Source organism: Bdellovibrionales bacterium, assembly GCA_041662785.1.
Taxonomy (GTDB): domain Bacteria; phylum Pseudomonadota; class Alphaproteobacteria; order UBA9219; family UBA9219; genus UBA8914.
On sequence record JBAZRW010000001.1, the window covers coordinates 449,115 to 462,275 of the forward strand.

Sequence of the window (13,161 nt, forward strand, 5' to 3'; positions counted from 1 at the left end):
TGAAAACGCGTCGGCCTGTCCCGTCTTGATCAAAAGGACCAAGACCTATCGGGACAATGAAGAGCCAGTGCCTTTTTTTACGATGCACTTTTGGCGCGATAAAGAAGAAAGACCCAACAATGACGAAACGTCTTGAATCCAAGCATAAAATCGACCGCCGCCTTGGCGTCAACCTTTGGGGCCGCGCTAAAAGCCCGCTTAACAAACGCGATTATCGCCCCGGCCAGCATGGTCAGCGCCGCACGAAGCCTACGGATTTCGGCATTCAGTTGCACGCTAAGCAACGCCTTCGCGGCTATTATGGCAATGTCGGCGAACGTCAATTCCTGCGTTATTACAAAGACGCGCTGCGCCGCAAGGGCGATAACGGAGAAAACTTGATCCAGTTGCTAGAGCGCCGCTTGGACGCCGTTGTTTATCGCATGAAGTTTACGGCCACCGTTTTTGCTGCGCGTCAGCTGGTGAACCATGGCCATGTTCTTGTGAACGGGAAGAAGGTCAACATCGCATCCTATCAAATCCAAGAAGGCGATGTTGTTGAGCTTCGTGCCAAGGCCAAGCAAATGGCCCCTGTTCTGATGGCCGTGGCGCTGACAGAGCGTGATGTTCCTGACTATATCCAAGTCGATCACAAGGAAATGAAGGGTACGTTCGTTCGCATTCCGAAAATGGACGAAGTCCCCTATCCGGTGCAGATGGAGCCCAATCTGGTGGTTGAATACTACTCAAGGTAATTTGCGCCTTTGTTTTGAGAAAAAGGGGTGGAAAGGCAGCTTTCCGCCCCTTTTCATTTTTCGCCCTACCCAATAAGGAAAGTCCATGAAAGCAAAAGGCAATGAATCACCAGCCTTTTGATTTTGTATAATTTTTTATTGCTTTCATGGAGAAAAAGCCTTAATCTCTTGTTAAGGAAGAGTTGGGGGATTCTCCTGCTTTTTATTTTTTGAGGAGGCTTTCATGATTATGCGCCTTTTTAAGACCAACAAGACCGCACCCGATCAGGCTTTTACGGCTTTTTTGGGGGAGGGCGATATTGTTCGCGCCGTTGTTATTCAGCGCAATGCCACGCGCCCCGTCCATCAGCACCTCCCGTATCATTTTGATGCGTTGACGAACGATAAATAGCCTCTTTTCTTTTATTGAAAGAAAAAACGCTGTTTTTTGTCGAGCCCGCCACGCGCCCCCTTGGGGCGCGTTTTTGTTTTCGGCAATAAAATGAAGGGGTTCAGCAAAAGAGGGCGAATTAGATTCAATTTTATCAATGTTTTATCATTCATCACCCTTTAAATTTTTCATGGTAATAATAAGGACGATAAGAACAAAAACTTTTTAAAGGGGGCCGTCCCTATGACAAAAGAAAAGAAACAACCGTACGCGCTTTCTATTCGGCAGCTTTTTAAAATTGTCGAACCGCAAGTTGTTGGCGGTGGGCGCGTGCTGGCCATTTGGCTTGAAGAATTTTTGGGCGATATCCGTCATTATGTTTCTTTGACGGGCAAGTCTCTTATGAAAGTGGCTGCGACGCTTCAGGGCAACATTTCTTTGGGCGATTTTATTGCGGCGGCGGAACAAACGCAAACCCCTGTGCAGGGGCGAGCGCCCCCCAGAGGTCTGTCAAAGATTTTGTCGCAGCTGTTGCCCCACCTAAATAAGGGTTAGGCGTTGCCCTGCGGCGGGGCCTGCATCGCTTGCTGCTGCTGGTCATACAGGGCGGCAAAGTCGATGGGGTTGATCAAGACGGGCGGAAAGCCCCCATCGCGCACGGCGTCGGCGACGACAGCGCGGGCGAAGGGGAAGAGGAGGCGCGGCGCTTCAATCAGTAAAAATTGTTTAAGCGTCTCCTCTGGCAGGGCGGGCATGCCAAAAACGCCGCCATAGGCTAGCTCGGCAATAAAGGCCGTTTTGTCGGCCAGCTTGGCTTCCAGTTTAAGCATCAAAAGAACTTCGTGGGTATGGGGATCCAATTTCCGCGTTTGGACATTAATACCCAGATCCACGGTGGGTTGTGCTTGGACATTGGAAAAGATTTGTGGCGCGTTAGGGCTTTCGAAAGAGAAATCGCGAACGTATTGCGCATGAATGGCCACTTGGACGGGCGCGGTGGTTGTCGCTTGTTCTGTCATCGTAAGGAATCCTTCTAAAAAAATGATGCGTTTGCTTAGCACGCTCTTACGGTAATCACAATTCCCTTTGCTCCCCCACCTTGCACCCGTTGCGCAAAGGCGGATGACGCGGTAAAGTGCTTCTTATGGAATCTTTAGACATCCTTATTTATGCGGCTATCACCGCCTTTTTGGCTTATCGGCTTTGGTCTGTCCTAGGACAGAAGGACGAGGGCGATGGGAGCGGCGCGTCCCGCCCCAATCCTTTTGCCAGAGCGGACAAACCGCCGTCAGAAGAAAGCCCTGTCGTGCTGGAAGGTCAAGCCCGTCCCATGCCACCATCGGCCTTGACGCCTGCGGGCCATGCGCCGGCCTCGCTGGCGGGGGCGCTTGATCAGGTGAAGGCGATTGACCCCGCCTTTGATGAAAAAAAGTTTTTGGAAGGCGCGCGTGTCGCCTTTTCGCGCATTGTGGCCGCTTTTGCAGCGGGCGATATGACGCCTGTGCAACGGTTTTTGGGGCGTTCCGTGCTCGACCCGTTTGAGGAAGCGATTCGTCAAAGGAAGGCCGAAGGGCAATCCCTTGAAAATCGGATCGAGCGTTTTGCCGCCGTCGATATTGTGGGGGCGCAAACGCAAGGCTCTTTGTCAACGATGACGGTTGAGTTCGTGACGCATCAGGTCAATGTCCTTCGCGATGCGGGCGGTCAAGTGATGGGCGGGATTGTGGGCAAGGCCGAGGAAGTGCGCGATATCTGGGTCTTTCGCCGCGACATGAAATCGGCCGATCCCAATTGGCAGCTGATCGAGACTCGGTCATGAAGAGGCTTTTAGGTCTGGCTCTTCTTTTTCTGGCGGGCTGTGCCGTTGTTCCCGAAAAGCCTACACTTGTTCCTGTTTCCTATGATGCGCTTCAGGGATGGGATCGGGACGCGCAGGACGAAGCGCTGGACGCTTTTCAAAAATCCTGCGCTGTATTGAAAATAAAAGAGACGTGGCGTGACGTGTGCGCGGCGGCGCGGGCGGTTCCTCAAGATGCGGCAGCCGCGCGGCGTTTCTTTGAGGACAATTTTACGCCCTATCGTTTTGATGGCGCGGGGCAGGGGCTTTTTACAGGCTATTACGAAGCGCAGCTTAAGGGGGCGTGGACGCAAAAAGGCGCGTATCAAACGCCGCTTTGGTCGCGCCCCGACGATATGCTGACAGCAGACCTAGGCGCGTTTAAGAATTCGCTTAAGGGGCAAAAGATAACGGGCAAAGCGCAAGGAAAAGCCTTTGTTCCCTATGATGCGCGTGAAGATGTTGCGGCGGGAAGCCTTGCTCATCGCGCCAAACCGCTCCTTTGGGTGGACGATCCTGTGGATGCGTTCTTTTTGGAAATACAGGGATCAGGCCAAGTCCTGATGGAAGATGGCAGCGTGGTGCGCGTGGGCTATGACGCGCAAAACGGGCATGGCTATACGCCGATTGGGCGCGTGTTGGCCGCGCAGGGTGAGATTGAAAAGCCCGTCACGATGCAAAAAATTCGAGCTTGGCTAGCCGCGCATCCCGACAAAGCGCAACAAACAATGAACGCCAATTCGTCCGTTGTTTTTTTCCGCAAGGTTGACCGCGGCGGCGCGGTGGGGGCGCAGGGCGTTGTTTTGACGCCTTTGCGTAGTCTGGCTGTCGATCCTTTTTTCGTGACACTTGGCACGCCCGTGTGGCTTGAAACGCCAGCGCGCCACCGCCTTGTGGTGGCACAGGATACCGGCGGCGCGATTAAGGGCGCTGTGCGTGGCGATCTTTTTTGGGGCGCAGGCGAGGCGGCGGCAGAGGGCGCGGGCTCGATGCAAGAAAGCGGGACGTATTTTCTTTTGCTGCCCAAGGGAGCAGAGGCTCCATGAGCAGCGCGGAGGATCAGGATATTTGGGGTCTGTATGCCAAGGGCGTAAAACGCATGGGGGATAAGGAGCCGGAGGCTCCTCTCCAAACGAAAAGCGCTGTGCCGCTGCCTCAAGCTGCCGCCCCTCTTGAATCGCCGGAAAAAGAACCCGCCCTCCAAAGGGAAGCCGCCGCGCCGCCTCCGTCTTTGCCTAAGGTGTGGAACAAAGAGCCTCTTGATTTGCGCATTGAGCGCAACATGAGCCTTGGCGATGTTTTTATTGAAGCCAAACTGGACCTTCATGGCCAAACGGAAGCCGGCGCCTATGAATCGTTCAAGGCCTTCGTTGAAACGCAAAGCGAGCGCGGCAAGCGCATGCTCCTTGTGATCACGGGCAAGGGGGCGCTGGGAACCTCGGTGCTTCGCTCAAACCTGCCGCGCTGGTGCGCCGTGCCCCCGTTTGACGCGCAGGTGCTGGCCGTGCGCACCGCCGCGCAGCACCATGGAGGCGATGGCGCTTATTATGTGCTGTTGAGGAAGAGGGCGTGATGGAACAGACCATTGCCGCCGCTGCTTTGGCTGTTTTTATATCGTTTTTCACCAATGCTATTTATATTCGGGATACTCTGCGGGGAAAAACAAAACCGCACCTGTTTAGTTGGCTTGTTTGGGCGCTGGTCATGGGAATTGGCGCGGCGATAGCCTTTAGCGAAGGCGCTTATATGGGGGCGCTGGCCATTGGCAACGGAAGCTTGTGGTGTTTTGTGATTAGCCTTTTAGCCCTACGGCATGGGGAGAAGAGGATCACGCTTTCCGATTGGGTTATGTTTTTATCGGCGCTATCGATCATTCCCTTTTGGTTTTTCACCAAGGAGCCGTTGCTGGCGGCTTTCTTGGCGGCAAGCATTGATTTTTTCGGCTTTATGCCAACCTTCCGAAAAGCGTGGCACAAACCGCTGGAGGAAAATCTTAAAGCGTTTAGCCTTTATGTCAGTATTTCCATTTTCAGGGTATTGTCCATTGATCCTTATTCTTGGACAACGGGCCTTTATCCTACGGCGGTTCTTGTTATGGAAACATCGATGGTCATAATGCTATTCTTCCGTCGTCGCGCCCTTTCCCCCGCACGCGCCATCGGGTAAGATAAACCATGCAAAAAGGAGTCTCCCATGACCTATGACCCCAACAATCTCTTTGCCAAGATTCTCCGCGGCGAGATTCCGTGCAAGAAAATCTATGAGGATGATTTTGCGCTGGCCTTTTATGACATTCATCCCGCCGCGCCCGTTCATGCGCTGGTGATCCCCAAGGGCCCTTATGAAAACCATGCGGCTTTTACGGCGGATGCAAGCGAGGCGGAGATCGCGGGCTTTTCCCGTGCCGTTGGCAAAGTGGCCGCGCTGACGGGCGTTGTGGAGGGCGGCTATCGCCTGATTGCCAACAGTGGCGCGAACGGGGGGCAGGAAGTCCCCCACTATCACGTCCATATCCTTGGCGGCGGTAGGCTCGGCCCGATGATGGCGAAGGCATTATAAAAAACGGGATTCCCGCTTTCGCGGGAATGACGGTTTTTTGTTTCTTTATACACTGTGTTGTCATCCCCGCGAAAGCGGGGATCCCGTTTTGTTTTCTTTTTTGCCTCGGTTAAGTAGAAGGGCTAATCTGAACTAAATTTTAACGATTAGGAACACAAACTCGTCCTCGGTTTCCGGCGAAACCTGACGTTCGTGCATGCTTGCGCGGACATTAGATGCGTGTGTTGAATACAGGGCGGGGTTGAGCTTGACGTTTCTGTCCCGAAAGGATGCTTTGTTTGTGGGGGCTTTGTGGAGAAAACCATAAAGCCTGAGCCGACAAAAAGAGGGGAGTTGTGCTTTGGGAAAAAGCGCAAAGCGTTCGCGTGCGTCCGCGAATCACCCCTCAACCATCGCCGCGAAGGCTTTGCTATCGCGCCTATCCTTTATTTATTGGTTCTGGCGGGCGTTGCCAGCGGCGTTTTGTTCAGCAACATTAGTCAAGTTTTGCGAAGCAACATCAATGTCACCAATGCCACGACGGCGAAGAGCGATATCTCTGGCGCGGTAACGACTCTTTCGGCAACGGCGATCCTCAGCGCGGATCAAACGGTTTTCTGTCCTCCGGGCAGTGCAGGGGTCAGCGTGGGTTGTGTGGGCGTGCCCGAAAAATTGGTTCTTTTTGCCGATGTGGCGGGCGGCGATGTGGCCAAGCTTCCCATCAGCTATGCTCTTGCCGATGATACGGGCGGCCCTTATGAGGCAGGCGTCTTCGCGGCGGCGGCAGGAATCAAGCAGCTGGATCCGTGGGGACACTTCTATATTTATTGCCGGTGGGAGAATCCACGAGCAACCGCCGATGCGCCAGCCATTAAAGTCATTGCAGCGGGCGCGAATGCGACGCTAGAAACCAAATGCGGCGACGATACGGCCAAGGGCGATGACCAGTTAAACTGGTCAACCGTTGGCGCTTCAATTCAGCGTGCTGCTTTGTGGCAAGATACAGGCAGTGCTGTTGAATATGGCCAAACGGGGAATAAGGTCAGCGTCTCTGATCTGGGCGTCATCACGGCCACGGGGCTTATTGTCAACACGGCGACTTTTGGCATGCTGTATTTGACAAATCCTCTTCCTATCGTCAGCGGCGGTACGGCGGCGAATAATATCGTGACAGCAAGGGCGAATTTGGGGTCGGGAACCACGGGCGATTCCCTGTTCTTGGCGGCGACGGCGACAAGCGCACGCAACACACTGGGCGCGACAGCCATTGGGCATTATTTGTTGGCCGGAACAGCCCTAGTGGCTGATACCGCCAGCGCAGCGCGGCTAGAGCTTTTGGGGGCGAGCGCGGTCGGCAACGATCTGTTTGTGGCCGCTGATGCGGCTGCGGGGCGCAGCGTTTTGGGCGCGACGACGATGGGTGATTATTTGTTTAGCTCAGGCGTTTATGTCGCGGCTACGGCGACAGCGGTACGCTCCACTTTGTTAGGAGCAGGGGCGATTGGCGACGCGGTGTTCTTGTCGGCCGATATCGATACGGCGCAGACGGCGCTCGGCGCGACGGCGGTTGGCAAAGGCGTCTTTATGGCGGCAACGGCAACAGCGGGGCGCACAGCGCTGGGCGGCGGCGCGGTCGGCAGCCCTCTCTTTACCGCCGCCGATCAAGCGACGGCGTGGAGTATTCTGGGTCTAACGGGCACGTCGGGCACGCTGAACGTCGATATTACGGGCGAGGCGGGCAGCGTGGATGGCGCAAACATCACGGGCACGGTTCCCATTGCTCATGGCGGTACGAGTTCCGGTACGGCCAGCGGCGCTTTGGATAATTTATTCAGCGGCGACTTGTCTCCAGGAACAGCGTTGAGCGTTGATCGCATTGGCGCGAATAGCCTTGATAGTGGCAAGATGACCAACGTCGTGGCCTCGGGAACCTATAATCAGGTGGAGGTGGATTCCGCTGGGCGCGTGACAAACGGCAGCTTTGTTCTCCCCATTACCGACCGCATCACCGATGGCGTGGGGGAGAGCATCATTGCCTCGGCCACTAATGGCGGCAGCTTGATTTTCTCGACGGCCAGCGCCGCGCAGATGACTCTAACGGCCACGGGGAGCCTTGGCCTCGGCACGATGGATCCCGCCGAAAAGCTGCATGTCTTTGGCGGAAACACGCGCATTTCAGGGCCCAGCGATGGGTATAGAGAGCTTCAATTCGCGACATCGACGAATGCCAAGCGCTGGGTCGTCGCGGCGGATGACCAAACGGAAACAGGATCGGGCGACACGGGATCGGATTTTGTGCTCCGGCGTTACACCGATGCGGGCGTGGCGGCCACGGTGCTGAATATCGACCGCGCCACGGGCAATGCGACTTTTGCGGGCAGCGTCGCGGCGACGGGCGGCTTCTTGGGCTACTTCACGGGCACGTTCGATGGAACTTATATTGGCACGATTACGGGCAATGTTTTGCTGGGTACGGACGCTACGCACACCAACCCTCAGCGTGCCAGCGACGTGACGACGGGTCTGTTCAGTGATGCGGCGCAAACGGTTTCTGTCGCCACGAACGGAACGCAGCGCCTTATCGTCACGGCGACGGGCAGCGTCGGGATTGGGACGAGCGCCCCCGCCCAAGCATTGGACGTGACGGGCAACATCAACGTAAGCGCGATTACGAATGGGTACTATATCGCGAATACGAAAGTGCTGCACCAGCCCGTATCAGACACAACGTCAATTGGCTTGGGGGCAAGTACCCTCGCCGCGCAGACGGCAACGAATTTGTACAACACGGCGGTAGGGGTTGGGGCGCTGCAGCAGACCACAACGGGCATGCGTAACACGGCCAATGGTTTTTGGGCGCTTTACGCCAACACAACGGGCAGTGATAACGTGGCGGTGGGGGATAGAGCCCTTTATTCCAACACAACAGGCAGCTGGAATACGGCCAATGGGTATCAGGCTCTTTATTCCAACACAACGGGCATGCGTAACACGGCCAATGGACACAAAGCGCTATATTCCAACACAACGGGTTACAATAACACGGCCAATGGTTTTTGGGCGCTTTACGCCAACACAACGGGCAGTGCTAACGTGGCGGTGGGGGATAGAGCCCTTTATTCCAACACAACAGGCAGCTGGAATACGGCCAATGGGTATCAGGCTCTTTATTCCAACACAACGGGTGACACCAACACGGCCAATGGCTATGGGGCTCTTTCGTCTACAACATCGGGCAATTGGAACACAGCGGCTGGCTTTGGGGCGCTTTACGCCAACACAACGGGCAATAGCAATACGGCCAGTGGGCTTTCGGCACTTCGATCCAACACAACAGGCATTAACAATACGGCCGAGGGAAGCGGCGCCGCCCTTTACACCAACGGATCCTCAAACACTGCAATAGGGTACAATGCCTTGCTGGCGGATGCGGCGACGGCGAACTGGCTGACGGGAAGTTACAACACCGCGATTGGGCAAGAGGCGCTTAAGGCCGTGATGACAACGGCGAATAACAACACGGCTTTGGGGTATCTGGCGGGCGGGGTGGTGACGACGGGCGCGAGCAACGTCATCATTGGGCCTAGTGTCGCTAGCACGACATTGACGACGGGCAGCAGCAACATTTTGATCGGCACGTCGGCAGCGGTGGACACGCCGGCGGCCGCGACGAGCAACTGGCTGAATATCGGGAACACGATCTATGGGGATTTGAGCCTTGGGAGCGTGGCCATCGGGGCGGCGGCGGTGACGAGCGGGACGAGTTTGGATTTATCGTCTCGCACCGACTCTCTCCTTCTGCCCAAGGGCACAACCGCGCAGCAGCCCGTGGGGGTTGAGGGCATGGTGCGGTACAACACGGATCTTCGCAGTATCGAGGTTTATGAGGGCACGACTCCGGCATGGTTCTCGCTGGCGACCTCCGCCACGGCGGGAAGCACGATGTACCTTGGGGCGGATGCAACGCATACCTCGCCCAGCCGCAGTGATGACGTGACGACGGGTCTGTTCAGTGATGCGGCGCAAACGGTGAGTGTCGCCACGGCGGGAACAGAACGCTTGCGAGTCACGGCGACGGGCAGCGTTGGGATTGGGACGAGCGCCCCCGCTCAAGCCCTCGACGTCAACGGCAACATCAACGTGGGTGCGATCACGAACGGCTACTATATCGCGAATACGAAAGTGCTGCACCAGCCCGCCAGCGATACGACGAGTTTTGCAGCAGGCCCCGGAGCGTTAGCAGCCCAAACCGCGACGAATTTGTACAACACGGCGGTAGGGGTTGGGGCGCTGCAGCAGACCACAACGGGCATGCGTAACACGGCCAATGGACACAAAGCGCTATATTCCAACACAACGGGTTACAATAACACGGCCAATGGCTATGGGGCTCTTGCGTCTACAACATCGGGCAATTGGAACACAGCGGCTGGCTTTGGGGCGCTTTCCGCCAACACAACGGGCAATAGCAATACGGCCAGTGGGCTTTCGGCACTTCGATCCAACACAACAGGCAGCTGGAATACGGCCGAGGGAAGCGGCGCCGCCCTTTACACCAACGGATCCTCAAACACTGCAATAGGGTACAATGCCTTGCTGGCGGATGCGGCGACGGCGAACTGGCTGACGGGAAGTTACAACACAGCGATTGGGCAGCAGGCGCTTAAGGCCGTGATGACGACGGCGAATAACAACACGGCTTTGGGGTACTATGCTGGGGCGACGGTTACAACGGGGGCATCAAACTTGATCCTTGGGCCTAGTGTCGCCAGCACAACGCTAACGACGGGCAGCAGCAATATCTTGATTGGTAATTCTAATGCCGTTACCACCCCCGCCGCCGCGACCAGCAGCTACCTCAACATTGGCAATGCGATTAAGCTGGATATGACGGTGGTGACGGCGACAAACCCGATCATCAGCATGCCTGTGCTGGACAATACGTCGATTGGGGTTGGCCTTTATGCCCTGCAAGCGCAAACGGCGACGAACAAATATAACACGGCAGTGGGTACAGGTGCGCTGAAGGCCAACACAACGGGCAATTCGAATACGGCCAATGGGTATTATACGCTTCAGGCTAACACAACTGGTCTCTGGAATACGGCCAATGGGTATGGGGCGTTATATTTAAACACGCTGGGCTCACAAAATACGGCCAGTGGATATCAGGCTCTTTATTCTACCACAACGGGCAGCGGCAATACGGCCAGTGGATATTGGTCTCTTTATTCCAACACAACAGGTTCCAGCAATACGGCCAGTGGGCTTTATTCTGCTCTCTACATCAACGGATCTTCGAACACAGCGATGGGCGCTTTCGCGTTGCGTGGTGATTCCGTAATGGCGAACTGGCTGACGGGGAGTTACAACACCGCGGTTGGACAAGAGTCGCTTAAGGCCGTGATGACGACAGCGAACAAAAACACCGCACTGGGGTATTTGGCGGGTGGGGTGGTGACGACGGGTGCGAGCAACGTCATCATTGGGCCTAGCGTTGCCTCAACGGTTTTGACGACGGGCAGCAGCAACATCCTGATCGGCACGTCGGCGGCGGTTACGACCCCCGCCGCCGCGACCAGCAGCTTCCTGAACATCGGTAATGCGATCAAGCTGGACATGACGGCGGTGACGGCGACCAACCCAATCATCAGCATGCCTGCGCTGGACAATACGTCGATAGGAGTTGGATTGGGTGCGTTGAAAGCACAAACAGCCACGAATAAATACAACGCCGCTGTGGGTGTTGGGGCGCTTTATAGTAACACAACGGGCTCCTCTAACACGGCCAATGGGTATTATGCGCTTTATTCTGCCACAACAGGCACTCAAAACACGGCCAGTGGGTATTATTCACTTTATTTAACCTCAACAGGAGCCGCGAACACAGCCAGTGGATATTATTCGCTTATTATGAATACAGTGGGCAACTATAATGCGGCCTATGGGCGCAGTTCACTTGCTTCCAGCATGACGGGTAGCAATAATACGGCTTATGGTTCTGTATCGGGTGGCTCGATCACAAGTGGTTCCAATAATACGGTGTTGGGGTATAGTGTTGCCTCAACAGTGTTGACGACGGGCAGTAGCAACATCCTTATTGGTACGTCCGTCGCTGTCACGACTCCAGCGGCAGACACCAGCAGCTACCTCAACATCGGCAATGCGATAAAACTGGATATGACGGCGGTGACGGCAACAAACCCGATCATCAGCATGCCTGTGCTGGATAACACGTCTATCGGGGTTGGACTTTATGCGCTGCAAGCGCAAACCGCGACGAACTTGAACAACACGGGGGTTGGTGTGGGGGCGCTGCAGCAGACCACAGAGGGTTACAATAACACGGCTAATGGGTCTGCAGCGCTTCGAAACAACACAGCGGGATACCAAAACACGGCTAACGGCTACGCGTCTCTTTATTCCAACACAACGGGTTACAATAACACGGCCAATGGACACAAAGCGCTTTATTACAATACAACGGGGGCCTATAACACGGCCAATGGGATTGTCGCGCTTCAGGCCAACACGACGGGCAACTGGAACACGTCCAATGGTTCTTGGGCGCTTGCTTCCAACACAACGGGCTCTTCGAATGCGGCCAATGGGTATGCGGCGCTTTTAAGGAACACAACGGGGAGCTATAACACGGCCGAGGGGTATTATGCCGCCGCTTACACCAACGCGTCATCGAACACGGCGGTAGGATACGGGGCCTTAGTAGCCGACTCTGCCACGGCGAACTGGCTGACAGGGAGCTATAACACCGCGATTGGGCGAGATTCATTAAGGGCCGTGATGACGACGGCGAATAACAATACCGCGTTGGGGTATCTGGCCGGCGGGGTGGTAACGTCGGGTGCGAGCAACGTCATCATTGGGCCTAGTGTCGCCAGCACGACACTGACGACGGGCAGCAGCAACATCCTTATCGGCACGTCATCGGCGGTGGACACGCCGGCGGCAGGGACGAGCAACTTCCTCAACATCGGGGGCGTGATCAATGCCGATATGGCCTCGCAGCTTGTTGGCATCAATTTAGGGACGACGATTGCCAGCTATCCCTTGCAGGTCGGCTCGACCTCAGGCAACGGCAATGGCGCGTATCTGACGGCAGCGGGCGTGTGGACGAACGCGTCGGATCGCCGGATCAAAGAAAATATACGCACCGTTTCCTATGGCATTGATACGCTGATGAAGCTGAAGCCTGTCGCCTATGAGATGATCGGCACGCATGAGCCTCAAATTGGCTTTATCGCGCAGGATGTGGGCGAGGTCGTGCCCGAAGTCGTCTCGGTCAGCCGCGAGGGTCGCTATGGTCTGTCCTATGGCAATATGGTGGCCGTGGTGGTCAAGGCGATGCAGGAGTTGAAGGCCAGCAACGACAATCAGGCAACTGCTGTTGCGGCGCTTGAGGCTCGCGTGGTCGCGCTGGAGGCTGAGAATAAGTCGCTGAGGAACGAGAAGCATTCAGCCTTTAGCCTTCAGCAGTCAGGGGAAGAAAAAGATGTTGGCGTGGGCGCGGCACAAGACAACACGCGGGATGACGACACCCGCGCCCTTTTGCTCCTCACCATCAAGATCGGTGGCGCGGTTGGGTTGCTGCTTATCTTTGGCCTTGGCGCGTGCGGCGTGGCGTTGCTCCGCCAACGGAAACGCGTGGCGTAATACCAACGAAC

General features: G+C 55.8%; 10 protein-coding genes. 9 read left to right on the plus strand and 1 reads right to left on the minus strand.

Annotated features, from left to right (window positions below):
- Positions 1-119 precede the first annotated feature (119 nt).
- From rpsD to WC612_02110, 3 genes are all read left to right on the plus strand, one after another.
- The gene (gene rpsD / locus WC612_02100) at positions 120-734 is read left to right on the plus strand and encodes a 30S ribosomal protein S4 (GenBank protein MFA6279571.1); all 615 of its coding nucleotides are present in this window, start codon (positions 120-122) and stop codon (positions 732-734) included.
- Between the two features lie 223 nt (positions 735-957).
- On the plus strand, positions 958-1,125 hold the full coding sequence (locus WC612_02105) for a hypothetical protein (GenBank protein ID MFA6279572.1): 168 nt from the start codon (positions 958-960) through the stop codon (positions 1,123-1,125).
- A gap of 222 nt (positions 1,126-1,347) precedes the next feature.
- Positions 1,348-1,659, plus strand: coding sequence for a hypothetical protein (locus WC612_02110; protein ID MFA6279573.1), 312 nt, complete (start codon positions 1,348-1,350; stop codon positions 1,657-1,659).
- Here WC612_02110 and secB read toward each other — a convergent pair.
- Complete coding sequence (secB, locus tag WC612_02115; protein MFA6279574.1) at positions 1,656-2,123, minus strand: protein-export chaperone SecB; 468 nt, start codon at positions 2,121-2,123, stop codon at positions 1,656-1,658. The two genes, WC612_02110 and secB, sit on opposite strands and share 4 nt — an antisense overlap.
- 125 nt (positions 2,124-2,248) lie before the next feature.
- On the opposite strand from secB, the gene WC612_02120 reads away from it, so the two are divergent.
- The 6 genes from WC612_02120 (at position 2,249) to WC612_02145 (ending at position 13,150) form a co-directional block, all read left to right on the plus strand.
- Positions 2,249-2,923 (plus strand): Tim44/TimA family putative adaptor protein, encoded by a 675-nt coding sequence (locus WC612_02120; GenBank protein ID MFA6279575.1) that lies wholly within the window; start codon positions 2,249-2,251, stop codon positions 2,921-2,923.
- Positions 2,920-3,987: a murein transglycosylase A gene (locus WC612_02125; protein ID MFA6279576.1), complete on the plus strand. Its 1,068-nt coding sequence runs from the start codon at positions 2,920-2,922 to the stop codon at positions 3,985-3,987. The genes WC612_02120 and WC612_02125 overlap by 4 nt, the downstream gene beginning before the upstream one ends.
- Positions 3,984-4,514 (plus strand): Smr/MutS family protein, encoded by a 531-nt coding sequence (locus WC612_02130; protein MFA6279577.1) that lies wholly within the window; start codon positions 3,984-3,986, stop codon positions 4,512-4,514. Before WC612_02125 ends, WC612_02130 begins: the two co-directional genes overlap by 4 nt.
- A complete protein-coding gene (locus WC612_02135; GenBank protein ID MFA6279578.1) occupies positions 4,514-5,107 on the plus strand; it encodes a hypothetical protein in 594 nt (197 codons plus the stop codon). The genes WC612_02130 and WC612_02135 overlap by 1 nt, the downstream gene beginning before the upstream one ends.
- A 27-nt stretch (positions 5,108-5,134) precedes the next feature.
- A complete protein-coding gene (locus tag WC612_02140) occupies positions 5,135-5,500 on the plus strand; it encodes a histidine triad nucleotide-binding protein (GenBank protein MFA6279579.1) in 366 nt (121 codons plus the stop codon).
- Between the two features lie 291 nt (positions 5,501-5,791).
- Positions 5,792-13,150: a tail fiber domain-containing protein gene (locus WC612_02145; protein MFA6279580.1), complete on the plus strand. Its 7,359-nt coding sequence runs from the start codon at positions 5,792-5,794 to the stop codon at positions 13,148-13,150.
- Positions 13,151-13,161: the final 11 nt, after the last annotated feature.

What these genes read in the sequence shown, in the direction of transcription:
- rpsD (MFA6279571.1), top strand. Translation starts at nt 120, where the DNA reads ATGACGAAACGTCTTGAATCCAAGCATAAAATCGACCGCCGCCTTGGC.
- WC612_02105 (MFA6279572.1), top strand. Translation starts at nt 958, where the DNA reads ATGATTATGCGCCTTTTTAAGACCAACAAGACCGCACCCGATCAGGCT.
- WC612_02110 (MFA6279573.1), top strand. Translation starts at nt 1,348, where the DNA reads ATGACAAAAGAAAAGAAACAACCGTACGCGCTTTCTATTCGGCAGCTT.
- secB (MFA6279574.1), bottom strand. Translation starts at nt 2,123, where the DNA reads ATGACAGAACAAGCGACAACCACCGCGCCCGTCCAAGTGGCCATTCAT.
- WC612_02120 (MFA6279575.1), top strand. Translation starts at nt 2,249, where the DNA reads ATGGAATCTTTAGACATCCTTATTTATGCGGCTATCACCGCCTTTTTG.
- WC612_02125 (MFA6279576.1), top strand. Translation starts at nt 2,920, where the DNA reads ATGAAGAGGCTTTTAGGTCTGGCTCTTCTTTTTCTGGCGGGCTGTGCC.
- WC612_02130 (MFA6279577.1), top strand. Translation starts at nt 3,984, where the DNA reads ATGAGCAGCGCGGAGGATCAGGATATTTGGGGTCTGTATGCCAAGGGC.
- WC612_02135 (MFA6279578.1), top strand. Translation starts at nt 4,514, where the DNA reads ATGGAACAGACCATTGCCGCCGCTGCTTTGGCTGTTTTTATATCGTTT.
- WC612_02140 (MFA6279579.1), top strand. Translation starts at nt 5,135, where the DNA reads ATGACCTATGACCCCAACAATCTCTTTGCCAAGATTCTCCGCGGCGAG.